The sequence below is a fragment of the Ruminococcus champanellensis 18P13 = JCM 17042 genome, assembly GCF_000210095.1.
GTDB classification, from domain to species: Bacteria; Bacillota; Clostridia; order Oscillospirales; family Ruminococcaceae; genus Ruminococcus_F; species Ruminococcus_F champanellensis.
This window is the reverse complement of sequence record NC_021039.1, coordinates 1,818,129-1,844,470: the sequence shown is the minus strand read 5'-3', so window position 1 is coordinate 1,844,470 and position 26,342 is coordinate 1,818,129. Positions and strand designations below refer to the sequence as shown.

Sequence of the window (26,342 nt, the reverse complement as noted above, 5' to 3'; positions counted from 1 at the left end):
CTTGATAAACTGGTTGGCCTGTGCATAGCTGCGAAATGGGATGCTGTCAAACCCGACCGCATTCCGGGCAATGGAATTCTCCTGGATCAGTTGAGCATTAAAATCAAACAACCGCCGGTAATACTCCTCCACACATGCACCGGTGGAAAGATCCGCCCCGTGATCCAGCAGATCCTGAACAATACTCGCCCGGATCCGGATATCCCGCTGGGGCTTATCCTGCGTCCGGAATATGTACACATCCCCCATGGGTCGTTTCCCTTCCCGGTTGCATCTGCCTCCGGACTGCAAAATATTGTCCAATCCGGCAAGCTGTCGGAACACTGCCTCAAAGTCCAGATCCACACCTGCCTCTACCAAAGAGGTGGATACCACCGAAACAGGTTCATCCTGTTCCAGGGCAGACCGGATCTTCCGGATGGTTTCTGATCGGTCATGGGGCGTCATATAAGTGGACAGATGATACTTTTTTCCGGAAAGCAACTGATACATCTGGCGTGCAGTACGGCGACTGTTGACAATGATCAGACTGCTGCGGTGCTTAGCCGCAAGCTCTGCCACATGCTCCGGATCCTGCTCTCCCAGATTCGTATACCGGCACTTCTGAAAGAACAAAAAGTCATCCTTTTGCGTAATCAGATCTACGCCCTGCTGGCCGTTGAGATACTGTCGGAACAAGGGCTTGTAGTCCGGCATGGTGGCAGACAGGAACACGCACTCGCAGTTTAGATACCGGGTCAGATACCCGATCCCCCGCAGGCAGGGCTGCAGCATGTCCACCGGCAGCAGATGCACCTCGTCCAGGATGATCACAGAATCTGCAATATTGTGCAGCTTTCTCAAACCGGAGCTTTTGTAATGAAACAACGACTGAAAAAACTGCACGCTGGTGGTTATAATCAGCGGTGCATCCCAATTTTCTGTTGAAAGTTTCAATTTTTGAGAGGTCTTGTCCGGAATGCCCTCGCTGTCAAAGCAGAAGTTGGAGTGATGCTGTAAAATCGGAGTATGCTCCCCACATAAAGGCGCAAAGGTATCGGCGGTCTGCTCAATGATGCTGGTATACGGAATCACATAGATAATCCGCTTTTTCTTATGCTTCTGCATCCGACACTTTTGCAGTGCGATCTGCAGGCTGCACAGGGTCTTGCCACTACCGGTCGGCATGTTCAGAATGCTGACCGGATCTGAACTCTGGCTGTTGTGAAGTGCCTGCTGTTGCAGCCTGCCCCGTGCCTGCTTCAAGGGAGTGTCGCAAACAAAGCTATCCATTTTCTGGACCAAAGCCTGTTCCAGTGCATGAAAATCTCCCTGGAGACCCCGTTCCCTTTCCGGATTGCAAAAAACCTCCGTATTCAGAAAATCCGCATCCGTCAGGCAGGAAAACAGATACCGGGTAAAAAAAGCGTACCGCTCTATCAGCTCCGTTTTGTCCCGGCAGGACATCAACTCTGCCAGCACATCCCTGTAATCCGGCAGTCGCAGCGAAATCTGTTGTGCGTATCCACTATAATCGCAGCGACCGATGTAGTTCTTCTGCCGTTTTAGACGACTATGCAGCGTGTTATCTCCATCCGGGCTGTCCGCTGGAGTCCCACCGTCCGGCAGACCCGTGTGGTGTCCGGCAATGCAGTATTGCAGCATATAGGTCATCTGTCGGGTCATAGGATCCTGTGCAAGCTTGCCGATCTCGATCGCACCGCATGCGGAATGCTCATAGGCCTCATTGCTTCCTCGCAGCAGTCGATCCTGAAACGCCAACGCATACTTTCCCAGATCATGAAATAGCCCGGCTATATATGCCGCATCCCGCAGCATTTCAATGGAAAACCCAGCAGCCATATCCGCTACACCGTGCAAATGTTTTGAAACGGTCTGTTTTTGATCCTCCCGTGTATGGGCGTAGTACTCCATGTTGTCACTTCCTTGTGATAATGCATAGATAGCATGACGCTACGTTGAATATATTGTACTGCCAAAATTTAATTTTGTCAATAGAAATGGAAGAAAAAATTGAAAAAAATATTTTCATGTCCCATCAGACAGTAAAAAACAAAACCCATCATCAGGAGAAATCTCTTGATGATGGGTTTTAGAAACTGTAACTAAGCAATCACCCGCCCTGTGCAGCCATGTATTCCTGCCAGCTGGTGTAACCGCCAGCCTGGAACTGGGCACAGTCATTTTCCCAATCATTCCAGGTGTAGGTGTCATCCGTGTGCAGGGTGTCCGGATATCTGCCCAAAATTGCATTATCCCCACTGCTGTTGGACCAGACTACCGCAACCGGCACGTTGCCCACATACAGACCACCATAATACCCTTTATCGTCCATCTGCAAATGATCGATCATTTCCTGGTAATAGCTTTGAAAAACCGGATCCGAACAGCTGCCCAACTTGGACTGGAGATCATTTTTCCTTGCTGTAACTGATTTTCTGGAATCCACCACATAGCCGTTAGATTCCGCACTGCAGGATGCTGCAACCTCCAGAGCCGTGTTGTAATTCTGCTTGGCATTGTCGTTTGCGGCAGCCACCCGGGACTTGCGGACGTACCCCATCATCACCGGAACCAGAATAGCCGCCAATACGCCTATAATGGCAATCACCACTACCAGTTCGATCAGCGTAAAGCCTTTTTTTCGCTTTTCCATCCGAAGCCCTCCTTGTTTCGTATTTTATGTGTAATTTATGATGGTTCACAAATGGGTAACTTACTTACATAAATTGCTTTATGCCCACTTATAGAATATACTATTTTTTTGCATTTGTCAAGAGGAAAAGACGAAAAAACCACCGTAAAATATAGGCTTACAAGAGAGTCAACTGTGTTACAATGAAGTCACCACAACAAAAGGCAGCAAAGGAGGCTCCCAATTGCCATGAACAGTGCAACACAAGATATGAAGTTACGTCAATCCCTTTTAAAATATTTGCAGAAATATGGGGTAACAAAGACGGCGCTCAGGCAGTATATTTACCGCTAACTGCGGAGGTATGACGGCACCATTGACAAACCAGCAAACAAAGAAAAAGCCGCATGCATTCGCATACGGCTTCCGATTACAATCGCATTTTAAAGTCCGCATACCCGAACTGACGGACGGTTTCCACCCTTCCATCCGCATGGGCAAGCAGAATCGCCGGCAGTGGCATGCCGTTGAAGGTGTTGTTCTTGACCATGGAATAGATGGCCATATCGCAGAACACCAGCCGATCCCCAATCTGCAAAGGAGCAGCAAAGGAGTAATCCCCGATCACGTCCCCTGCCAGGCAGGTAGGCGCCCCAAGTCGGTAGGTGTACGCCAGCTCACCGGGCTGTCCTGCCCCCAAAATCTCCGGTCGATAGGGCATCTCCAGTACATCCGGCATATGACAGGCTGCGGAGGCGTCCACAATGGCAATATCCAGCCCGTTGTGTACGAAATCCAGCACCTGAGTCACAAGATACCCGGCATGCAGCGCCACAGCCTCTCCAGGCTCCAGGTATACCTGTACATGGTATTTTTCCGCAAAGTCCTGACACAGCCGGATCAGCAGTTCCACATCATAATCCGGTCGGGTGATATGATGACCGCCGCCGAAATTCACCCATTGCATCCGGGACAGGTACTTGCCGAATTTCTCCTCCACTACCCGGAGCGTACGCTCCAGAGTGTCGGAATTCTGCTCGCACATGGTGTGAAAATGCAGACCATCCAGACCCTCCAGGGCATCCTCCTCCAGATTCGCCAGGGTGGTACCCAGCCGGGATCCGGTGAAACACGGGTTGTACAGATCCGTTTCCGTTTCTGCATACTCCGGATTAATCCGCAATCCGCAGCTGATCTTCCTGCTGCATGCCTGTACCTGATCCCGATACCGCTTCCACTGGGCGCAGGAATTGAACACGATATGATCGCTGATCCGCAAAATTTCGTCAAATTCCTCCGGTTTATACGCCGGAGAATAGATATGCACCTCGCCCCCCATTTCTTCCCGGGCGAGCTTCGCTTCGTAAAGACCGCTGGCTGTGCTTCCTGCAAGATATTTCCTAATCATGGGATACGTCCGGTACATGGAAAACGCCTTTTGTGCCAGCAGGATCTTTGCACCGGAGCGCTGCTGTACCATTTGCAGCAGTTCCAGATTCCGGCGGAGCCTGGCTTCATCCACAATATAGCAGGGCGTTGGCACAGCAGCCGGGTCAAAGTGCAGGGATTCCAGTTCCTTCATCGCCGCCCCTCCGGTTACGGTACCAGTACCGGGTTGAAGTTTTCACGCCAGGGCAGACCCCACTTGTTCAGAGCCTCCATAAACGGATCCGGATCAAATTCCTCAATGTTATACACACCAGGCTTGTTCCACTTGCCGGTCAGCAACATCATAGCGCCGATCATAGCCGGCACACCGGTGGTGTAGGAAATGGCCTGGGAGCCTACCTCCCGGTAGCATGCCTGGTGATCGCACACATTGTACAGGTAATAGGTCTTTTCCTTGCCATCCTTGACGCCTTGGAAAATACAGCCAATATTCGTCTTACCCACGGTGCGGGGACCCAGAGAAGCCGGATCCGGCAGCACAGCCTTCAAAAACTGCAGGGGCACGATCTTCTTACCCTCAAAGTCAATAGGCTCAATGGAGGTCATACCCACGTCCTCCAGGCACTTCAGATGGGTCAGATAGCTCTGTCCAAAGGTCATAAAGAACCGGATCCGCTTGATTCCCTTGATGTTCAGCGCCAGGGATTCCAACTCCTCATGGTGCAGCAAGTACATATCCTTTTTGCCCACCTCGTCAAAGTCATACTCCCGCTTGATCTCCATGGGCTTGGTCTCCACCCACTTGCCGTTTTCAATATAGCTGCCGTTGGCGGAAACCTCCCGGATATTGATTTCCGGGTTGAAGTTGGTGGCAAATGGGTAACCATGATCTCCCCCGTTGCAGTCCAGAATGTCGATGTAGTGGATCTCGTCAAAATGATGCTTCATAGCATAAGCGGAGAACACGCCGGTTACGCCCGGATCAAAGCCGCTGCCCAGCAGGGCGGTGATGCCAGCCTTTTCAAAGCGCTCCCGGTATGCCCACTGCCACTTGTACTCAAACTTTGCCGTGTCCAACGGCTCATAGTTCGCAGTATCCATGTAGTTAACCTTGGTTGCAAGGCATGCGTCCATAATGGTCAGATCCTGATAGGGCAACGCCACGTTGATTACGATCTGGGGCTTGTACTGCTCGATCAGTGCGATCAGCTGCTCCACATTGTCCGCATCCACCTGTGCTGTGGTGATCCTGGTCTTGGTCTTATCCTTCAGCTGTTCTGCGTAGGCATCGCACTTGGACTTGGTGCGGCTGGCAATGCAGATCTCCTCGAATACTTCGCTGTTCTGGCAGCACTTGTGAATCACAACTCCTGCGACGCCGCCGGCGCCGATAATCAAAGCTCTTCCCATAGTTCCGTTCCTTTCCTCTTTTATGATAAACGATACAGCATGATCTCCCGCAGCAGCTTGCAGGCGAGCGCAGTGGATGCGCCGCTCTGGTCGTAGTGCGGAGAAAGCTCATTGATATCCATTGCCACAGGCTTTAAGCCCATGACCTGCCGGACTGCATCCAGCAGTTCTGCAAAATGCACGCCTCCCGCCTCCGGCGTTCCTGTGCCGCAGAAATCCGAAGGATCCAGTACATCCAGATCCAGGGTAAAATACACCGGGGCACCCTGCAGCCGTTCCACGGTTTCCTCCAATCCTTGGAAGTTGAACCGGTGCATGTGGGTATGCGCCTTGGCAAAGGCAAACTCCTCCCCATCTCCGCTGCGGACACCAAATTGGTGAATGTGTCCGTCCCCTACCAGTTCATGACACCGGCGCAGCACGCAGGCGTGGGACAGCTGCACCCCCAGATAATCCATCCGCAGATCCGCATGGGCGTCAAAGTGGATGATGTGCAGATCGGAATACTTCCGCACGGCTGCACGCACCGCCCCAAGCGTGACCAGATGCTCTCCGCCGATCATGCAGGGAATTTTCCCGTCCGTCAGGATCCCGTCCGTAAACCGCTCGATCTGTTCCAGTGCAGCATCCGGCGCACCAAAGGGCAGCTCCAGGTCTCCCCCGTCAAACACAGCAATCTCCGACAGATCCCGATCCTGATAGGGGGAATAGGTTTCGATGCCGAAGCTCTCGTTCCGCATGGCGGCGGAAGCAAACCGGGTACCCGGCCGGAAGGAGGTGGTAGAATCAAAGGGTGCCCCGAACAATACCAGGTCGCTGGAGGCATAATCCCTGTCACATCCCAAAAAGGTATGCACATTCCGTTCTATCTCAAGCATGCTCCAGTACCTCCCGAACCGTATTGGGCAGCGCAAAGCAGCCCGTATGCAGCTGCGTATTATAATATTTCGTTTCCAGCCCAAGCTGTTCCCAGATCTCCGGCTTGAAATCATACACCGGGTGAATATTTTTAGAGGCAAAGCCAAAGAGCCAGTGCCCGGAGGGGTAGGTGGGAATATGCGCCTGGTACACCATTGCAACCGGGAATACGGAACGCATCCGCCGGTGGGTACGGCTCACCATGGATGTGTAGCTGTCATAATAGGTGCTTTCATGCTGATTGGTCAGAATGCCATGCTCCCGGAGCGCCGTAAAGCAGTTCCCGTAAAATTCCTTGGTGAACAATCCTTCTCCCGGGCCGAAGGGGTCCGTGGAATCCACAATGATAAGATCGTAGGTATCTTCCACCCGGCGGACGAATTTCAGCCCGTCCTCGTAGTAAATATGCACCCGGGGATCCTCCAGCCGACATGCGGTCTGAGGCAGGTATTCCTTGCAGACCTTCACCACCTGCTCGTCGATCTCTACCATATCGATCTGGGTAATGCTGTCATACCGGCAAAGCTCCCGGACAGTGCCTCCGTCCCCGGCGCCGATCACCAGCACCCGCCGGATATCCGGATTGCACGCCATGGGTACATGCACCATCATCTCATGGTAAATGTACTCATCCTTTTCCGTCAGCATAATGTACCCGTCCAGCACCAGCACCCTGCCGAATTCGTAGGAATCAAACACTTCAATCTGCTGGTAATAGCTTTTGCCGGAGTACAGCTGCTCCTTGATATGAATGGAAAACCGCACATCATCCGTGTGCTGCTCTGTAAACCAAAGTGCCATAGCCATCCCTCCTGTTACTTGACCACATTGATGCGGGATACGGACATATCCTCCGTACCAGTCATAAAACAGCCCTTTTCCTTGGAGTAGAGAATGTAGCGGATGATCTCATCCGTGATCTGCTCTCCCGGCGCCAGAATGGGGATACCCGGCGGATAACACATGACGAATTCGCCGCAGATGCGTCCCTTGGAGGCTTCCACCGGCAGGGATTCCTTCTCGCTGTAGAAAGCCCGCTGGGGAGGCATCGCCACCTCCGGATTGATGTACTCGTGGTCGAACATGCCGGCGCTGTCCTTGGCATAGATCCGCTTGATCTCTGACAAAGCCGCAATAAACCGCTCGATCTCCAAGGCACGGTCTCCAGCGGACACAATGGCAAGGATATTGCCGATGTCCCCGAACTCGATCTGAATGTCATACTCATCCCGGAGAATATCATACACCTCCACCCCTGCAAGACCAATGGCACGGGTATGCACGCTGACCTTGGTGGAATCGAAATCATACACCGTATCCCCGTTGATCAGATCCCTGCCAAAGGCGTAGTAGCCTCCGATCCGGTTGATCTCCCGCTGGGCGTAGGTGGAATACTCCAGGGTCTTGGCGAAGATCTCCTTGCCGTGCAGGCTCAGATTCTTCCGGGCAAGATCCAGAGAAACCATCAGCAGATAGGAGCCGCTGGTGGTCTGGGTCAGATTGATGATCTGCCGCACATAATCATGATTCACGTCCTTGCCGCACAGCAGGAAGGAGCTTTGCGTCAACGATCCCCCGGTCTTATGCACACTGACCGCCGCCATATCCGCCCCTGCCGCCATAGCATTCAAAGGCAGATTTTCGCCGAAATAAAAATGAGTCCCGTGCGCCTCATCCACCAGCACCTTCATGCCGTTCTGATGGGCAAGCTTTACAATCTCCCGGAGGTTGGAACAGATGCCGTAGTAGGTGGGGTTATTCACCAGGATCGCCTTGGCGTCCGGATGCTTGGCAATGGCACGGCGCACATCCTCCAGCGCCATTCCCAAGGGAATTCCCAGTCGCTTGTCGATGCCCGGGTTGATGTAAACCGGCACAGCGCCGCACACCACCAGGGCATTGATGGCACTGCGGTGCACGTTCCGGGGCATGATGATCTTCTCCCCTGCCTTGCACACAGACATGACCATAGCCTGCACAGAGGCGGTGGTGCCGTTGACAATGAAGAAAGCATGCTCCGCACCGAAGGCCTCCGCTGCCAGCTGTTCTGCATCCCTTATCACAGAAACAGGGTGACAGAGGTTGTCCAGCGGTTTCATGGAATTCACATCCACCGCCATACAATCTGCACCCAAGAAATCCCGCAGCTCCTTGTTGCCCCGTCCTCCCTTGTGACCGGGCACATCCAGCCGTACTACATTATTTTGCTTATGCCTGCGCAGCGCCTCAAAAATCGGGGCATTTGCCTGCGTCATCCCCATTGCCTTCCCCTTTCCCGGCGGCATCAATAAATATTCATGCCGCTGAAAATTTCGATCATTTCCTTGCGCAGCCGGTCGGAAATGTCCAGCCGCTGCTGGGGTGTCAATTCATAAACATCCTTATTGAACAGATAATTCTGCAATGCAATATCCTTCACCAGCATCTTTGTATGGAAGATATTGGACTGATACACATTCACATCCACCGCATCGTAATGCTGCAAGGTGGCAGAATCAATGTAATCCTGAATGGAGGTAATATTGTGGTCGATGAAAAACTTCTTGCCGCTCACATCCCGGGTAAAGCCCCGAACCCGGTAGTCAATGGTGATGATATCCGAGTCAAAGCTGCCGATCAGGTAATTGAGGGCGTTCAGCGGCGAAATGGTGCCGCAGGTGGACACGTCGATATCCACCCGGAAGGTAGAGATTGCATTGTCCGGGTGATACTCCGGAAAGGTGTGGACTGTCACATGGCTCTTGTCCAGGTGCGCATGCACCGTTCTGCCCTGCCAGTGGCCCAGATTACAGGATTCATCGATCATTTCCGGATTCAGTTCCTTTTCAGCGATCAGCACATTCACCGATGCGCCCTGAGGCTCATAATCCTGCTTGGAAATATTCAATACCCTGGCACCGATCATCTCCGTCACATCACAGAGAATATTGGTCAGACGCTCGGAATTGTACTGCTCATCGATATATGCAATATAGTCCTGCTGCTCCCGGGGGCTTTTGGCATAGCACACATCATAAATATTAAAACTCAGGGTTTTTGTCAGGTTATTGAAGCCATACAGGGATATTTTATTCTCCACGGCGGACACAGCCTTTCTTGCATTCTAAAAAGCAGCACTTTTCGGATCATCCAACGTTTTTTCAGCGCTGTCAGCGTTTGTCACATCATAGGGCAACACCATCGTTTTATTATACCATACAGTGAAAATAGTTTGTGAATTTTCTATGAACATCCGGACTTTTTCACAGATTTTCTGCCCGATTCAGAATGATTCTTCCACCAGTGCCAGCACCACATCCGCCACCTGCTTGGCAGCGACCTTTTCAAACTCATCAGAGGTCATATCCCCTGCGTCATCCGCATTGTCGGAAATGCAGCGGATGCTGAGAAAAGGCACCTGGTTCCGATAGGCGCACTGACCCACGGCTGAGCTTTCCATATCCACAGCCAGCGGAGACATCCGGGCACAGATATCCGCCTTGATCTCATTGCTGGAAATAAACGCTTCCCCGGACACGATCCTGCCCTTGTGGTGCCGGATGCCCAAACGGTCACAGATCTGCGCCGTCCGCTCCTGCAACGCCTGGTCACAGGGATATACCGCACAGTGAGGAGGATACTTGACCAAAAATTCCGGGTTTACATCGTGGGACATGACTTCATTGGCAATGACAATATCGCAGACATGCACGCAATGGTTCATGCCTCCGGCGATACCTGCGTTCAGGATCACCTCCGCCCCCATCCGATCGATCAGCACCTGGGCACACAGAGCAGCATTCACCTTTGCTACGCCGCAGCATACATTGACGATGCGCTTGCCCTTGTATTCACAGCTATAAAACTTGTAGCCTGCATGGGTCTCCTGCTTTGCGTAGGGCAACACCGCCCGCAGATCAGCCAGTTCTGAGGGCATAGCGCCGATAATTCCGATTGTTTTCATGAATGCTCTCCTTTATCAATTGGATGCTGCGCCGAAATAGCTGTCCAGCATCTGCTGCTTCAGCTGCCACAAGGGCTCGGACAGATCCACATAATATGCATGGGGATTTTCAAACCGCTTGACCTCATCCCAGATGGTAGCCAGCTGCTCCTGGCTGTAACGGCGGATCTCCTCCAAGGTGGGCAGCTGGTACACACACCGTCCTGCCCGGAACAGCTGCACCTGCAGCTTTTTTGCAGTAAAATTCGTCAGCTTTTTTCGTTTGTAGGTATGCTCCGGTGAGAAGATCACATAGGGCTTGCTTTCATCGATCACCTCATCCGCCAGGGTCAGCACGTCTGCAATCGCCATGCCTGTTTGGTTGTCAAACAGCCGCCATACGGTCTTGAAGCCCGGATTCGTCACCTTTTCTACATTTTCCGACAGCTTGATCTTGGGGATCAGTTCCCCGTCCCGCTCTGTGGCAACCAGTTTATACACGCCCCCGAATACAGGCTCGGAACGGGAGGTGATCAGCCGCTCTCCCACGCCGAAGCTGTTGATCTTCGCACCCTGCACCAAAAGATCCCGGATCAGATACTCATCCAGCGCATTGGAGGCTACGATGCCGCAGTCCGGGAATCCGGCTTCATCCAGCATGATCCGTGCCTTTTTGGACAGGTAGGCAATATCGCCGCTGTCAATGCGGATGCCCTTGGGACGGTATCCGGCGGCAGCCAGCTCCCGGAACACGGTAATGGCGTTAGGCACGCCGGAACGCAGCACGTTGTAGGTATCCACCAGCAGCGTACACTGATCCGGGTAGATCTTAGCATAGGCACGGAATGCATCCAGCTCCGTAGGGAAAAGCTGCACCCAGCTGTGCGCCATGGTGCCCAGAGCAGGCACCCCATAGTCCCGGTCGGCGGATGCACAGGCAGTGCCGCAGCAACCCCCGATGTATGCCGCACGGGCGCCCAATGTAGCGCCGTCATACCCCTGCGCCCGGCGGGAGCCGAACTCCATCACCGGTCTGCCCTCTGCCGCCCGGACGATCCGAGCCGCCTTGGTGGCAATCAGACTCTGATGATTGATAGAGATCAGCAGCATGGTTTCCAGAAGCTGTGCCTGCATGGCAGGACCCCGTACAGTAATCAACGGCTCGTGTGCAAACACAGGGGTACCCTCCGGAATTGCCCACACATCACAGGAGAAGGAGAACTGCTCCAGGTATTGCAGAAACGGCTCGGAAAACAGCTTCCGCCCCCGCAGATAGGCAAGATCCTCCGGCGTAAAATGCAGATTTTTCAGATACTCCACTGCCTGCTCCACGCCTGCCATAATGGCATAGCCCGCCTGATCCGGCACCTTTCGGAAAAACAGGTCAAAGTAAACGATCTGCTCCCCCAATCCGGACTCCAAAAACCCATTTGCCATTGTCAGCTCATAAAAATCCATGAGCATCGTCAGATTGCGCTGATCCATGATCCACTCTATCCTTTCTCTAGCCGGCACAAAGCCGAAAAAACCGTTTTTACGGTTAGTATCTGATCCTGTATGCAAAACATACAAAAAGGCGGCAAAGAATACCCTTGCCGCCGGATGCAGATCCATAGGGCAAAACCACACAGGGTGCATCTGACGGAGATTCCGTCCCGTTACGAGATGCAGCCTCTGTGCGGTATTCCCCCCGGTCAGATCTCTACGATTTCACCCTCAAGCGAACGGGGTGCGGAAACCGCATTGGACTCATCAGTGTCGATATGCATAGCCCGTGCGAACTTCTCGGATACACGAACAACAACATCGCCCAAAATAGCCTTTCTGCCGTCGGTATCCAGCTTCACCCAGACGATCTCCTTGTCCTTTACGCCCAGCTCCTCAGCATCGGCAGGAGTCAGGTGAATGTGACGCTTTGCAACGATCACGCCCTCGCTGATCTCGATCTCACCCTTTGAGCCAATGATCTTACATGCGCCGGAACCGGCAATGTCACCAGATTCCCGGATGGGTGCGTCCACGCCGATGGAACGTGCGTCCGTTGCAGACAGCTCAACCTGGGTAGCAGGACGAACCGGACCAAGAATGGACACACCAGCCAGTTCCCGCTTGGGGCCAACGATGGTTACACGTTCTTCACAGGCAAACTGACCCGGCTGGGACAGATCCTTTTTATGGGTCAGGGTGGCGCCCTTACCAAACAGAGCTTCCAGATGCTCCTGAGTCAGATGCACGTGTCTTGCGGATGTTTCAACGATAAATTTCTTAGACATAACGCTTCCTCCAAACATGTTGTTTCTTTCATTCTACTACTTTTTTCGGCAAAGGTCAAGGGCAATCCTGCATATTCTTTCCCAAACCCATCCGCTGTCGTCTTGCATGCGGTGTCAGTGTGTGCTATAATGAGAACATCGACTCTGAAGGAGAGGCAATATGGAATTTGAATTTTTCATCCTGGACTGGATCCAGACCCATCTGCGGCATCCTATACTGGATCCGATCATAGTTTTCATCACCACCCTGGGCAACGCCGGTATCCTCTGGATCGGACTGACCATTTTGCTTGCTGTCAGAAAATCCACACGAAAAACTGCTGCCGCGCTGGCTGTGGCATTGGGGCTCTGCCTGCTGTGGGGAAATCTGCTGCTCAAGCCCCTGATCGGCAGGATCCGCCCCTTCAACGCCCAGGATGCCATTACCCTATTGATCGCTGCACCACTGGATTACTCCTTCCCCTCCGGTCACACCATGTCCTCCTTTGCCGCCGCCATGGTGCTGCTTCTGACAGAGCGGCGCATGGGGATTCCGGCTATGATTCTGGCAGGACTCATCGCCTTTTCCCGTATGTATTTGTATGTACATTATCCAACGGATGTGCTGGCTGGATTGCTGATGGGCTGCCTGTTCGGCTGGTTCGCCGTCCGCATCGTTCAGAAGCTGCATGCCCACCGATTCCAAAGGAATCAACAAGAAAAACCGCATAGATGACTTGACAACGTATCAGTTCCGGCGTATAATGAAGAAAAGACAAGGGCGTCTGCAAAACAGCAGGCGCCCTTTGCGTTTGGAGGCGATTGCATGAAAGGAAACGTGATCGGGGTAACGCCCCTGTACTGTGACGAAAAGAAAAGCGTCTGGATGCTGCCCGGGTATCTGGACATGCTCCGGGCAGTGGGGCTTGTGCCTGTGATTCTGCCGGACATTGCCACAGAGGAGGAACTGCGCCGACTGGATCACTTCTGTGACGGATACCTGTTTACCGGCGGTCATGACGTAGATCCGGCACTGTATGATGCGGTCCCCTCTCCCCTATGCGGCAGCATCAACCACAACCGGGATCAGCTGGAGGAACGGCTGTTCCGGATTGCCCTTGCATCGGACAAGCCCATTCTGGGCATCTGCCGGGGCATTCAGCTGATCAATGTACTGCTGGGAGGCACCCTGTATCAGGATCTGGACTCGGAGCACCCCTCCTCTGTGGAGCATCACATGCTGCCTCCCTACAACCGGACGGTACACCGGGTCACCCTGGAATCAGGCATCCTGTCAAGCCTGATCCGGGAGTGGGAATTCGGCGTCAATTCCTATCATCACCAGGCAATCTGTCGGCTGGCACCGGTACTGCACACGGAAGCAGTATCCCAGGACGGGCTTATCGAAGGTGTATCCTGTCCGGATATGCGGTTTCTGCTGGCAGTGCAGTGGCATCCGGAGCTGATTTACCGGGAGGATCCCCGGAATTTTGCAATTGTCAAAGCCTTTGCAGATGCCGTCAGAGGAATCTGAATCCATACACATGCAAAAGCGCCCATCTGTATCCGATGGGCGCTTTTCTTCAGGCAATACCGCATAAAGACTGTGTGATAGATGTGCCCAACAGATTTTTCGTCAGCAAATGCTGTGCAGTGCAGCCGGGCGTGCCTTGTACAGTGTTGCCTTAGGTTTCGTAAGGCATTACAATGGCAGCAATGATATAAAGAATCAAACCGCTGCCTACAAACAGTACCAGCGCCGCCGTAATCAGCCGCACGATGGTGGGGTCGCAGTTCAGATAGTTGGCGATGCCACCGCATACCCCTGCAATCATTTTATCCGTTCTGGATTTGCACAAACGTTTCTGCATAGCCCCTCACTTTTCCAAAAAATGATTCATAATCGTATAGCCTGTGTCAATGTACAACCCGGTCATCTTTGCAGTGCGCTCACAATAATCCTCCACACCCTGCCGGGGCTTTTCACTGTCGTAGATCATAAAGGGAACGGGATCGTTGGTATGGGTGCGGATGGAAAGCGGTGTTGCATGATCCGGGGTAATGAGTACCCGGAAGGAACCCATTTGCCGCAGTGCTGCCGTCACCGGGCCAACGATTTTTTCATCGATCAGTTCAATGGCACGCACCTTGTTCTGGATCTCTCCGCGATGACCGCATTCATCCGGTGCCTCCACATGGATATAAACAAAGTTTTTCCCACGCTTGAATGCATCGATGGCTGCGTTGGCTTTGCCGTCAAAATCCGTGTCAATGTATCCTGTCACGTTGGGCAGCTGCAGCACCTCCATGCCGGAGAACTTGCCGATGCCCTTCAGCAGATCCACTGCGGAAATCATAGTGGCATCCAGCCCGTACTTCTCCTTGAAATCGGGCAGCTCTGCACGAACCCCCTCGCCCCACAGCCAGATGCTGTTTGCCGGACGCAGCCCCCGTGCCACACGAGCCTGGTTTACCGGGTGATCCTTCAGCAGATCATAGGACTTGCGCATCAGCGCATACAGCTTCTGTGCGTTAGGATGAGCGGGCACATAGTCGTGGATGGGCTTGCCGGTTATATCATGGGGCGGAGTCAGCGTGCCGATATCCAGGGTACCGTGCTCCCAGATCAGGCAGTGCCGATAGCTGACACCGCTATAGAAATGGAACTGGTCATCGTTCAGCTTTTCGCCCAGGTAAGCGACCAGCTGCTCTGCCTCAGCAGTGGAAATATCGTCGGCACAGTAGTCCAGAATGGTTTTGTCCGCATACTCTGGTTCATCACTGAGGGTAACCAGATTGCAGCGCAGGGAAATATCTGTGGATTTCATATCAATGCCGATACTGCCAGCCTCCAGAGGAGAACGCCCCGTGTAATACTGGAATGGATCATAGCCCAGAACGGACAGATTTGCCACATCGCTGCCCGGCTTCATACCGTCCGCAACCGTCTTGATCATGCCAACCTCAGAGGTTTTCGCCATACCCTTGAGATTTGGTGCATCCGCAGCCTCCAACGGGGTCTTATTTCCAAGCTCCGGCAGCGGATAATCCGCCATACCGTCAAATAACACTACCAGATAATTCATATTCATCCAACCTTCCATATTGCAGAAAAAGACATAGGATGCCTATGTCTTTTTCATTCTGCTTATTTCGCAGCGTTCTTCTTTGCCTCGATGTCAGCCAGCGCATCCTTGCGGGACAGGTTGATTCTGCCCTGCTTGTCGATCTCAACGACCTTTACCACGATCTCGTCCCCGATGGAAACCACATCTTCCACTTTTTCTACCCGATCCTTATCCAACTTGGAAATATGAACCAAGCCATCCTTGCCGGGTGCGATTTCCACGAATGCGCCAAAGGACATGAGCCGAACCACCTTGCCCTTATAGATGGCGCCAACCTCCGGATCGTGTGCAATGGTCTCCACGATCTGCAGTGCCTTCTTGGTCTTTTCCAGATCCACACCGCTGATGAATACGCTGCCGTCCTCGTTTACGTCGATCTTGACCTCGCACTCGGCGGAGATCTTCTGGATCACCTTGCCGCCCTGACCGATGACCTCACGAATCTTGTCAACCGGAATCTTGGTCTGCATCATCTTGGGTGCAAACTCATTGACAGAGCTGCGGTAATGGGGAATTGCCTTGAGCATAATCTCGTCCAGAATGTAGATCCGAGCCTTTCTGGTCTTTTCCAGCGCCTCTTCAATAATGGCAGGGGTCAGACCATCCACCTTGATATCCACCTGGATGGCAGTGATACCCTTATGGGTACCGCCAACCTTAAAGTCCATATCCCCGAAGAAATCCTCCAGACCCTGGATATCCACCATGGTCATGAATTCATCGCTGTCCGGCTTGGTGATCAGACCGCAGGAAATACCGGCAACCGGTGCCTTGATGGGTACGCCTGCATCCATCAGCGCCAGCGTAGAGCCGCAGATTGAGCCCTGGGAGGTGGAACCGTTGGAGGACAGCACCTCGGAAACCAGACGCAGTGCATAGGGGAACTCCTCTACCGGCGGAATCACCGGCTCCAGCGCACGCTCTGCCAGAGCACCGTGACCAATCTCACGTCTGCCCGGGCCACGGCTGGGCTTGGTTTCCCCAACGGAATAGGAGGGAAAATTATAGTGATGCATGTAACGCTTGGACACATCTTCATCGATGCCGTCGATCCGCTGTGCATCGGAAACAGGACCAAGGGTTGCAACAGTCAGAACCTGGGTCTGACCTCTTGTGAACAGACCGGAACCATGCACACGGGGCAGCACTCCAACCTCTGCCGCCAGAGGACGGATCTCATCAATGCCTCTGCCATCCACACGCTTGCCCTCATAGAGCCAGTTGCGGACGATCTTCTTCTGCAGCTTGTAGATGCACTCATCGATCATAGCGATCTGCTCCGGGTAATCCGGATCAAACTTTTCGTGAATGTCGTTTTTGATGGGATTCAGCCGTTCTTCACGGATGTTCTTATCATTGGTATCCAGAGCAAACTTCACCCGGTCGGACGCAAATGCGTCAATGGCATCAAACAGATCATGATCCACTTCCATGGATTCAAAGGTAAACTTGGGCTTGCCGATCTGCTTCTGGATGTCCTTGATAAAGGCAACCATCTTTTCGTTTTCAGCCTGACCAGCCAGAATCGCCTGCATCATGGTGGCTTCATCCACCTGGTTTGCGCCTGCCTCGATCATAACGATCTTCTTGTCCGTGCCTGCAACCGTCAGATTCAGATCATTCCTGCCTCTCTGCTCCAGAGTCGGATTCAGTACGATTTCACCATCTACCAGACCAACACTGACGCCGGCAATGGGGCCGTTCCACGGAATATCGGAAATAGAAATGGCAATGGAGGTTGCGATCATACCCATAATCTCCGGAGAGTGATCCGGATCCACAGCCAGCACGGTCATGACAACGGATACATCGTTGCGCATATCCTTGGGGAACAGGGGACGAATGGGACGATCCACCATACGGGAAGTCAGAATAGCCTTCTCGCTGGGCTTACCCTCACGCTTCATGAAGCTGCCCGGGATCTTACCAACTGCATACAGCCGCTCCTCATAATCCACGGAAAGCGGGAAAAAGTCGATGCCCTCTCTGGGCTTTGCGCTTGCTGTAACATTCGCCATCACAACGCTGCCGCCGTAGCGAACCCAGCAGGAGCCGTTCGCCAGTTCACAGGTCTTCCCGGTCTCAACGGTCAGTTCCCTGCCGGCAAACATGGTCTTGAACACTTTATAATTTTCGAACATAACTGCCTCCTTCATTTTAGCGGCAGCCTTAGCACTAAACCCTGCTTTCGAGCCGAAAACACGGTTTCATGCTAAATGAACCGCCACTAAACACTTACTTTTTACGAGGAAAAGGCAGAAAGATCCCTCCCTCTGCCTTTTACAATCGTTTTACTTACGGATACCCAGCTTCTCAATGGTTGCACGGTAACGCTCAATGTCCTTCTTCTTCAGGTAGTTGAGCAGGTTCCGTCTGTGACCAACCATCTTGTGCAGACCTCTGCGGGAGTGGTGATCCTTCTGATGAACCTTCAGATGTGCGGTCAGATCCTGGATTCTCTTGGTGAGAATGGCAATCTGAACCTCCGGAGAACCGGTATCTCCTTCGTGAAGCTTGTTTGCTTCGATGACTGCGGTCTTTTCTTCCTTCAGCAGCATTTCTTTCACCTCTTCATTTATTTTGCCAGAACATAGGTTGGGGCAAAGGTGATTCCCGTTCGGGCATACACCCCAATCCAAGTACATAGCACTTGATTATTATAACACAATCCCGTCGGGATGTAAAGCCCCTTTTGCGAAAATTTTGAAAAAATCCGGACGATCAGGAAATGGTTTTTCCCCGCTTGGGCTTTTTCTTCGGCTCAATCGGCTTTTCCTTGCCTCCCTGATCCACAAAAATGCTCTCCTCCGGATTACTGGGAGAAGTATACCGCAGTTCCGGATTTTCCTCTCCCCGCTGCTCATAGTAGGGATTGATGACCAGCTTCTGGATCACCGGATAGCAATTGAAGCAGACCATCAGCCACAGAAAACTCATGGGCAGAAAGGGCAGCAGGAACAGGAAGTAGAAATTCACATAGCACAGGAATGCAAACACCACGATCACCAGCGCTGAAAGCACAATGGTGAGGATGTTTTTCTTCAGAGCAATGCAGGTCAGGGCAAAGCTGTTTTTGACGATGGCACGCAGGGAAAGATCCGTGGAAACGATCATCAAAAATGCATAGTAATTCATCATCAGCACCGTCAGCGCCACTGTGAACATCAGCACAAAGGGCACATAAATTAGATTGTTGTTCATGCTGGAGATCAGTTGAGGGTACACATACACGCCGCATGCCACGCACACCAGCATCACCGAATCAAACACACCCACTACAACGGACTGCTTGAAATTCCGTTTCAGCGCAGTAATGTAATCGTACCACACATAAGCATGTCGTTCCTGGGAAAAATTCCGAAGCACCTTGGTCATGCCCGCCATGGACGGCCCGATCAGGATTGCCTGCACCAGCAGACAGAATCCAGCCATCAAATAACTGAGTTTTTCACTTTTCATGGTAAACAAAGAAATGATACCGATCAAGCCCGGAAGCAAAAACAGTGTGTACACCAGGTTGACACCAACCAGCTTGCCAAGCTTCCGCCAGACGATCTCCCAGAATCGGAAAAACGGCTTCTTTTTCGGTTCATCCTTTGCAATTCCGGCTCCGGCACTCTCATATGAGTTGTGAAAGAGTCCCAAATCATACACCTCCGAATGATGGGGATCCCGATGCCGGAATCCCGGTTACACTGCCCCGATTAAGAAACCGGACAGAAAATAGGTCAGTGCGCTGTCTCCTGCCGCCCCAATCATCAACAGCAGTGTCAGCACAAAAAATCGAATCCAGTAATAGCGCAGGGGTTCCCCATCCTCTCCGGGCTGGTTGCGGGCAAATGCGGCAAACCGGGACGAAAGCCGCCACGCTTCCCGGACTGCCAGCAGCAGAAGGATCGAGGTGACTCCGCTGTGGGGCAACTGCAGAAACAAAACCACCGGCAGCCCCTGCAAGCCCCAGGTCAGATAGGAGTGGGACGCAGCCACCCCCAGACCGATCCCCCGGTACAACAGCACCAGGATGGATCCTGCCTGTCCGAATGCGGACAGCCCCAGCAGCATGCAGCACAGCAGCAGTCCGAAGGTGGGCAGGAAGGAGCCCAGAAAGATCCCGGGCAGGGAACGATACACCTCCTGCTCGGAAAAGCCCTGATCCAGTAAAAGGTTCCAGGTGTGATCCGGCGCTCCCATCGCCCATACAATCCCGATCAAAAATCCACACAGCAGCACACACAGAAAGCGCTGCAGCTGCCGACGCCGCTGCTGGGTCGCCGTGCAGCATGCCCCTACCGTCTGATACATACACATCCTCCTTTGGTACAAGCCTTTCTAGAGAATATGCACGTCCCCCATCAGATATTACTTAGACAGTTCGTAAGCACGCTTGGTGCAGCGCTGGCAGGCATCCTTCGCCACGTCTGTCAGCTTCCCCTCATACAGCGCATCCAATCCGGCAAGTGTGGTGCCACCGGGAGAAGAAACCATTTTGATCAATTCATCCAGAGTATAGCCGGAATCCGTGATCATCTTTGCTGAACCGATCAGGCTCTGGCTGAACAGCACCGCTGCGGTCTGGGCATCAATGCCCACAGAAGCAGCATAGTCAATGAAGCCCTTGGCATACAGATAAATGAATGCCGGACTGCTGCCGTTGATGGCAATGATCTCCTTCATTTTGTCCGCCGGTACCACTGCCGCCTTGCCGCATGCAGCAAACACGGACAGCACAAAGGAAAACTCCTCCTCAGTGGTAGGCGCTACCTTCGCAAGTGCGGATGCGCCCTCCCCTAACAGCAAGGGCGTATTGGGCATCACCAGGATCACCTTGGCATCCGCCCGGGTCCTGGACTGGATATACTCGCCGGTGATGCCTGCGGCAATGGAAACCAGTACTGTGTCCGCCGTTACATGATCTGCAATGCCCTCCAGCACCCCTTCGATCACCTGGGGCTTCACTGCCAGGAACACATACTTACAGGTATCTGTAACCGCCGCTGCATCCGCACAGGGCTGTACGCCGAATGCCTTTAACGCCTCCAGCTTTGCCTGATCCGGATCTGCTGCGTAGATCTCTGCTGCGTCAAATTTTGACCGGATGGCTTTCATAATGGCGGTGCCCATATTCCCGGCACCGATAAATCCGATTTTTGCAATTGTTTGACTCATGGTTCTTCCCTCCGGAATAAAAAAGCCGTTCAATGTTGCACAAAGCGGCTTGAACGGCTTTTTTGCATATTCAGACGGTTTCCGTCCTTGTGATCAGATACTGATGGTGTTGGAAATCTGGTACAGCTTCTCGTCAAAGGGCTTCTTCATAGACAGCGCTTCCTGAATGTCAAAGTCTACGATCTTGCCCTGCTGCATGCCTACAACACGGTTCCCGATGTCGTTTTCCAGCAGTTCAACGGCGTAGTAACCCATTTCACTTGCAACCACACGGTCACGCAGTGTCGGAGAACCGCCACGCTGTACATGACCCAGAATGGTTGCTCTTGCTTCAATGCCGGTCTTGGCTTCCAGGGTCTTTGCGATCAGCTCAGAGTGACCGATGCCCTCTGCTACGATGACGATGAAGTTCTGCTTGCCGGTCTTCTTGGTCTCCAGCATCTTCTTTGCAACCTCGTCCAGATCATAGGGCAGCTCCGGAACCAGTACAAAGGTTGCGCCGCATGCCACACCGGTGTTAAGTGCGATATGCCCTGCGTTTCTGCCCATTACCTCAACCACACTGCAACGGTCATGAGAATGACAGGTATCCCGCAGCTTGTCCACCATTTCCACAACGGTGTTCATTGCGGTATCGTAACCGATGGTATATTCTGTGCAGGCAATATCGTTGTCGATGGTGCCCGGCAGACCTACGCAGAGGATGCCTCTTTCGGAAAGGTCAGCTGCACCACGGAAGGAACCATCACCGCCAATGACTACAATGCCCTCCAGACCCAGCTCCTCGCAGGTCTTCTTTGCCTTCTGCAACCCCTCTTCTGTGCGGAATTCAGGGCAGCGGGCAGTATAAAGCAGGGTACCGCCGCGCTGGATAATGGACGAAACGCTCCGGGTGTTCATCTCGTAAACATCCCCGTTGATCAGCCCGTTATAGCCTCTGTTGATGCCGAATACCTGCATTCCCTTGGAAATTGCAGTACGAACCACCGCACGGATGGCTGCATTCATGCCCGGGGCATCTCCGCCGCTTGTCAATACGCCGATTTTTTTCATGATACGTACACTCCTATCCTAAACTATACAATTTATATTGTACTACTTTTCTGCATTTTGTCAAGGGGCTTTCCCCTCATTTTTTGTGTTTGCCGACATTTTTCCGTTTGCAGCCGGAACCATGCCCACACAGTCCTCCGGCACGATCCGGCACAGAGCATCCCGGAAGGGGGCAGTCAGCTCCACGCCAGCTATCCGCCTGGATGCCACATACCGGCGCAGATCCGTCAAATAAAAGCAAACTCTGGTTTCTCCCGGATGACACCGGCAAAGCTCTGTGACCGCTTTCTGCCGCTTTGCATCATCCGAACGGAGCTTGATGCAAAGCTGCCGTCCGGCAAGCAGCTGTCGGATCTGCTCTCCGGGCTGGAGTTCATTGCAAAGAATGCTGTTTTCTCCATCCCGTGCAGAAATTTTCCCGTGGATCAGCAGCACCTGTTCCGGCTCCAGCATACCGTTACGCTGGGCATACAGAATGGGAAATACCACTGCTTCCATGGTGCCGGACAGATCCTCCAGGGTCAGAAAGCACATCTTTTCTCCATTCCGTGCCACATGAGGCTTGACGGACTGGAGCATGCACAACACACTGATACCCGTCCCATCCTTCTCATCCTGTAGTTCCTTCAATTCCGGCAGCCGCAGCAGCTTTCTGCACCACTGCAAATGTCCCAGAGGATGCCCGGACAGGTACATGCCCGTCAGTTCCTTTTCCATCCGCAGCAGCTGATTGGGCGGGAATTCCTCCATCTTTGGAATCGGTACGCTTTCCGGCATGGCACTCCCCTGTCCGAACAGATCCATCTGTCCCTGGATCAGGGTTCGGCTGCTGCCCGCCTGGGCGTCCATGATCTGCTCATAGCACATGAGCATTTCCCGCCGGTTATGTCCCAGACCATCCAGTGCGCCGCACCGGATCAGATTGTCCACCGTGCGCTTGCCTACATCCAGCTGTACCATACGTTCGCAGAAATCCAGGAAGCTGTGGTACAAGCCGTGCTCCTGCCGTTCTTGGATCACCTGACTGATAACGCCCTTGCCAAGCCCCTTTACCGCCAGCAGTCCGAAGTGGATCCCCTTGCTGCCCACGGTAAAGCCCATGTCACTGACGTTTACATCCGGTCTGCATACTGCCATCCCATATTCCTCGCACAAGGCGATATACTCCATCAGCTTGGGCGTATTGCTCAATACACTGGTCATCAGTGCCGCCATATACTGGGGGAAGTAATGACATTTCAGATATGCGGTCTGGTATGCAAGATAGGCATAGGCTGCTGCATGGGATTTGTTAAAGGCATAGGAGGCAAAGCTGGTCATCTGGTCAAAGATCTCATTGGCAGTCGCCTCCGGCACTCCGTTCGCCACTGCCCCGGGACAGCTGACTGTCCCGTCCGACTCCCTGCTGCCCCACAAAAAGGTCTGGCGCTCCGCCTCCATGACCTTGTGCTTTTTCTTCGCCATGGCACGACGCACCAGATCCGCTCTGCCATAGGAATACCCGGCAAGGCTGCGGCAGATCTCCATGACCTGCTCCTGATACACCATGCATCCGTAAGTGACCTGGAGAATGGGCTTCAGCAGCGGATGCGCATAGGTAATCTGCTCCGGTGCATGTCGGTTGCGTATATACCGGGGGATGGATTCCATAGGCCCCGGTCGGTACAGGGAGATCACGGCGATCAGATCCTCCATGCAGGTCGGCTCCAGCTTCGTCAGTACCCGCTGCATGCCGGCGCTTTCAAACTGAAATACACCGCCGGTTTTCCCCTGGGACATCATCCGGTACACCGCCGGATCGTCCAGAGGAATCTGATCGATCCGGAAGTCCGGCTCCAGCTGCTGGATTGCCCGGCAGGCATCCCGGATCACCGTCAGGTTCCGCAGCCCGAGAAAATCCATTTTCAGCAGTCCCAGCTGTTCCAGGGTGGTCATGGGATACTGGGTCACAATGGACTCCTCATTTTTTTGCAGGGGAACAAATTCGCTGACCGGGGCGCTGGCAATCACCACACCTGCCGCATGAGTGGTAGCATGCCGGGGCATACCCTCCAGCCGCTGCGCCATATCCAGCAGCTTATGCACCCGGGAATCCGTATCATACAGCTCCGTCAGTTCCTTGCTGACTTTCATTGCCCCGGCAATGGTCATATTCAGCTCCCCGGGGATCAGCTTTGCCACCCGATCACACAGACCATAGGGCAGCGCCATTGCCCTGCCCGTGTCCCGGACTGCCGCCCTGGCTTTCATGGTATCAAAAGCAATGATCTGTGCCACCCGGTCACTGCCGTATTTTTCGATCACATAGTCAATTACCCGCTGCCTGCCCTCGATGCAGAAATCAATATCAAAGTCCGGCATGCTGACACGCTCCGGATTCAGAAAGCGCTCAAACAACAGGTGGTAGCGCATTGGATCAATGCCGGTGATGCCAATGCAGTAAGCGCAGAGACTGCCGGCACCGGAGCCTCTTCCAGGGCCAACCGGCACCCCAATTTGTCTGGCGTAGCGGATAAAATCCCACACGATCAGAAAATAATCCACATAGCCCATTTGCTGGATGACACGCAGCTCATACTGCATCCGTTCCCGGATTTCCGGTGCCGGATCCTCCCCGTACCGACGGTGCAGCCCCTCCCGGCACAGATGTTGAAAAAAAGCGGTGGTATCCGTCACCCCATCCATTTGAAATGCGGGCAGCTTCAGCTGTCCAAAGGTGAATTCCACATTGCACTGCTCTGCGATCCGCACCGTATTGGAGATGGCATCCGGCACAGCGGAAAACAGCTCCGCCATTTCCGCTCCGGATTTTACATAGAATTCGTCCGTTTCAAAGCCCATGCCGGTGGGATCCTCCACGGTCTTGTTGGTCTGGATACACAGCAGCACATGCTGTAAGGATGCGTCCTCCCGGGTGATATAATGAGCATCATTGGTTGCCACCAGAGGGATACCCGTTTCCCGGGACAGACGATACAGCTGGGGCAGGATTGTCTTTTGCTCCCGGATGCCGTGATCCTGCACCTCAAGATAATAGCTGTCCGCCCCGAAGATCTGCCGGTACCGGAGCGCTGCTTCCTTTGCCCCGGCATAATCCCCGTTCACAAGCCGTCTGGGGATCTCCCCTGCCAGGCATGCGGACAGACAGATCAGCCCCTCATGATACTGCTCCAGCAGTTCCAGATCCACCCGGGGCTTATTGTAAAAACCCTCGATGTACCCCAAGGATACCAGCTTTATGAGGTTCTGATAGCCGGTCTGATTCCGGCACAGCAGCACCAGGTGATAGGGACTGGTATCCAGCCGATGCACCTTGTCATGGCGGCTCCGGGGGGCTACATACACCTCACAGCCGATGATGGGCTTGATGCCAGCTTCCTTCGCTGCCTGCCAGAATTCCACTGCCCCGTACATGCAGCCGTGATCAGTGATCGCCACCGCAGTCTGCCCCAGTTCCTTGATGCGTTGTATCAGCTGCTGGATGCGGCACGCCCCATCCAGCAGGCTGTATTCCGTATGCACATGCAGATGCACAAAATCCGGCATAAATGTTCTCTCCTAAGACTGGGTGCGCAAGGAATCTGCAAGGACCTGGAGCCGCTTGAGACGGTGATTGACGCCGGAGCGACCAATGGGAGGATCCAGAAGCTCCCCCAGTTCCTTCAGGCTCAATTCCGGATTGTCCATCCGCAAAAGCGCCATCTGCTGTAAATCCGGTGACAGAGCATCCAGACCCATCCGCTCATCGATCAGCAGAATGTCTTTGATCTGCCGTTCCGCCGCCAGCATCACCTTATTGATATTCGCCATATCGCAGTTGCTGATGCGGTTCGCCTTATTGCGCACATTTTTGAGTATTTCGATATTGATAAAGTCAATGGTACCCTGCTGGGCACCCATAAAGGTCAGCAGATCCTCGATCTGTTCTGAATGCTTCAGGTACACCACTGGCATACCCTTCCGCAGTACCATTTTGGCATTGACACCGATCGCAAGCAAAATCTGGGAAAATGGTTCCTCCAGCTGGGGACAGGGCAGTACAAACTCCAGGTGGTATTCCTTGTTGGGATCCGTCATACTGCCACAGGATAAAAAAGCGCCCGCTGTAAATGCGCCCAGGCTATTGGTCACAACATTGGTCATTTCCAGCGGACGCTCCGGCAGGGTAATATGATACCGCTCCAGTACGATACGCACCTGCTCCGGGTCAGTCAGGGAAACGCTATACAAGGTGCCGTGCTGCCCAGTTTCCATACGGGGCTGTACCCGATCCCCGAACACCTGCCGGAACAGCCGGGGCATCAGCTCATAAAATGCCTCCGACTCGCTTTGCATCAGGATCTCATCCTGCCGAAGCTGCCGGGCGAACAGGAGCATGCCGTACAAACAGGCGTATGCCTTGTCCCGGTCGGTAATAGTGGTGCAAAGCTCCTGCTTGACCTGATTGGAAAAGGAAATCATACTTCACC

The 26,342-nt window shown here is 53.3% G+C and carries 23 protein-coding genes; 2 read left to right on the top strand and 21 right to left on the bottom strand.

What is annotated here, in order from left to right:
• From RUM_RS08220 to pduL, 11 genes are all read right to left on the bottom strand, one after another.
• Positions 1-1,914 (bottom strand): CRISPR-associated helicase/endonuclease Cas3 (locus RUM_RS08220; RefSeq protein ID WP_049775533.1); only part of this gene is annotated, 1,914 nt, incomplete at its 3' end.
• 199 nt (positions 1,915-2,113) lie between these two features.
• Complete coding sequence (locus tag RUM_RS12140; protein ID WP_015558672.1) at positions 2,114-2,656, bottom strand: pilin; 543 nt, start codon at positions 2,654-2,656, stop codon at positions 2,114-2,116.
• Between the two features lie 409 nt (positions 2,657-3,065).
• Entirely contained in the window at positions 3,066-4,217 is a 1,152-nt protein-coding gene (gene nspC, locus RUM_RS08210) for a carboxynorspermidine decarboxylase (protein ID WP_015558670.1), read from the bottom strand.
• 14 nt (positions 4,218-4,231) lie between these two features.
• Positions 4,232-5,434, bottom strand: coding sequence for a saccharopine dehydrogenase family protein (locus RUM_RS08205; protein ID WP_015558669.1), 1,203 nt, complete (start codon positions 5,432-5,434; stop codon positions 4,232-4,234).
• Positions 5,435-5,454: 20 nt separating this feature from the next.
• Positions 5,455-6,312 (bottom strand): agmatinase, encoded by an 858-nt coding sequence (gene speB / locus RUM_RS08200; RefSeq protein ID WP_015558668.1) that lies wholly within the window; start codon positions 6,310-6,312, stop codon positions 5,455-5,457.
• Positions 6,305-7,153 (bottom strand): polyamine aminopropyltransferase, encoded by an 849-nt coding sequence (gene speE / locus RUM_RS08195; protein ID WP_015558667.1) that lies wholly within the window; start codon positions 7,151-7,153, stop codon positions 6,305-6,307. The genes speB and speE overlap by 8 nt, the downstream gene beginning before the upstream one ends.
• A 14-nt stretch (positions 7,154-7,167) precedes the next feature.
• Positions 7,168-8,613 carry an aminotransferase class I/II-fold pyridoxal phosphate-dependent enzyme gene (locus RUM_RS08190; RefSeq protein ID WP_147645596.1) on the bottom strand — a complete coding sequence of 482 codons (1,446 nt, stop codon included), beginning with the start codon at positions 8,611-8,613 and terminating at the stop codon, positions 7,168-7,170.
• Positions 8,614-8,636: 23 nt separating this feature from the next.
• Positions 8,637-9,440 carry an adenosylmethionine decarboxylase gene (gene speD / locus RUM_RS08185; RefSeq protein ID WP_041326359.1) on the bottom strand — a complete coding sequence of 268 codons (804 nt, stop codon included), beginning with the start codon at positions 9,438-9,440 and terminating at the stop codon, positions 8,637-8,639.
• A gap of 174 nt (positions 9,441-9,614) precedes the next feature.
• Positions 9,615-10,295 carry a 5'-methylthioadenosine/adenosylhomocysteine nucleosidase gene (locus RUM_RS08180; RefSeq protein WP_015558665.1) on the bottom strand — a complete coding sequence of 227 codons (681 nt, stop codon included), beginning with the start codon at positions 10,293-10,295 and terminating at the stop codon, positions 9,615-9,617.
• Between the two features lie 15 nt (positions 10,296-10,310).
• Positions 10,311-11,759 carry a nicotinate phosphoribosyltransferase gene (locus tag RUM_RS08175; RefSeq protein WP_015558664.1) on the bottom strand — a complete coding sequence of 483 codons (1,449 nt, stop codon included), beginning with the start codon at positions 11,757-11,759 and terminating at the stop codon, positions 10,311-10,313.
• Between the two features lie 209 nt (positions 11,760-11,968).
• The gene (pduL, locus tag RUM_RS08170) at positions 11,969-12,547 is read right to left on the bottom strand and encodes a phosphate propanoyltransferase (protein ID WP_015558663.1); all 579 of its coding nucleotides are present in this window, start codon (positions 12,545-12,547) and stop codon (positions 11,969-11,971) included.
• A gap of 160 nt (positions 12,548-12,707) precedes the next feature.
• Between pduL and RUM_RS08165 the strand changes: the two genes are divergently transcribed.
• Both RUM_RS08165 and RUM_RS08160 read left to right on the top strand, forming a co-directional pair.
• Positions 12,708-13,262, top strand: coding sequence for a phosphatase PAP2 family protein (locus tag RUM_RS08165; protein ID WP_015558662.1), 555 nt, complete (start codon positions 12,708-12,710; stop codon positions 13,260-13,262).
• A gap of 90 nt (positions 13,263-13,352) precedes the next feature.
• Entirely contained in the window at positions 13,353-14,060 is a 708-nt protein-coding gene (locus RUM_RS08160) for a gamma-glutamyl-gamma-aminobutyrate hydrolase family protein (RefSeq protein ID WP_015558661.1), read from the top strand.
• 151 nt (positions 14,061-14,211) lie between these two features.
• Here RUM_RS08160 and RUM_RS08155 read toward each other — a convergent pair whose 3' ends face one another.
• The 10 genes from RUM_RS08155 to whiA all read right to left on the bottom strand — a co-directional run bounded on the left by RUM_RS08155 (position 14,212) and on the right by whiA (position 26,334).
• Positions 14,212-14,397, bottom strand: coding sequence for a PspC domain-containing protein (locus RUM_RS08155; RefSeq protein WP_015558660.1), 186 nt, complete (start codon positions 14,395-14,397; stop codon positions 14,212-14,214).
• 6 nt (positions 14,398-14,403) lie between these two features.
• Positions 14,404-15,612 carry a cofactor-independent phosphoglycerate mutase gene (locus tag RUM_RS08150; protein ID WP_041326711.1) on the bottom strand — a complete coding sequence of 403 codons (1,209 nt, stop codon included), beginning with the start codon at positions 15,610-15,612 and terminating at the stop codon, positions 14,404-14,406.
• 62 nt (positions 15,613-15,674) lie between these two features.
• On the bottom strand, positions 15,675-17,795 hold the full coding sequence (locus tag RUM_RS08145) for a polyribonucleotide nucleotidyltransferase (RefSeq protein WP_015558658.1): 2,121 nt from the start codon (positions 17,793-17,795) through the stop codon (positions 15,675-15,677).
• A 150-nt stretch (positions 17,796-17,945) separates the two neighbouring features.
• The gene (gene rpsO, locus RUM_RS08140; protein ID WP_015558657.1) at positions 17,946-18,212 is read right to left on the bottom strand and encodes a 30S ribosomal protein S15; all 267 of its coding nucleotides are present in this window, start codon (positions 18,210-18,212) and stop codon (positions 17,946-17,948) included.
• A gap of 163 nt (positions 18,213-18,375) precedes the next feature.
• Positions 18,376-19,299: a DUF624 domain-containing protein gene (locus RUM_RS08135; protein WP_041326358.1), complete on the bottom strand. Its 924-nt coding sequence runs from the start codon at positions 19,297-19,299 to the stop codon at positions 18,376-18,378.
• A 45-nt stretch (positions 19,300-19,344) separates the two neighbouring features.
• The gene (locus RUM_RS08130; protein ID WP_015558656.1) at positions 19,345-19,956 is read right to left on the bottom strand and encodes a stage II sporulation protein M; all 612 of its coding nucleotides are present in this window, start codon (positions 19,954-19,956) and stop codon (positions 19,345-19,347) included.
• A gap of 57 nt (positions 19,957-20,013) precedes the next feature.
• Positions 20,014-20,820, bottom strand: a complete 807-nt coding sequence (proC, locus tag RUM_RS08125; protein ID WP_015558655.1) for a pyrroline-5-carboxylate reductase — start codon at positions 20,818-20,820, stop codon at positions 20,014-20,016.
• A gap of 93 nt (positions 20,821-20,913) precedes the next feature.
• Complete coding sequence (gene pfkA, locus RUM_RS08120) at positions 20,914-21,873, bottom strand: 6-phosphofructokinase (RefSeq protein ID WP_015558654.1); 960 nt, start codon at positions 21,871-21,873, stop codon at positions 20,914-20,916.
• Positions 21,874-21,933: 60 nt separating this feature from the next.
• A complete protein-coding gene (locus RUM_RS08115; RefSeq protein WP_015558653.1) occupies positions 21,934-25,419 on the bottom strand; it encodes a DNA polymerase III subunit alpha in 3,486 nt (1,161 codons plus the stop codon).
• A 12-nt stretch (positions 25,420-25,431) separates the two neighbouring features.
• Positions 25,432-26,334, bottom strand: a complete 903-nt coding sequence (whiA, locus tag RUM_RS08110; RefSeq protein ID WP_015558652.1) for a DNA-binding protein WhiA — start codon at positions 26,332-26,334, stop codon at positions 25,432-25,434.
• Positions 26,335-26,342 lie beyond the last annotated feature (8 nt).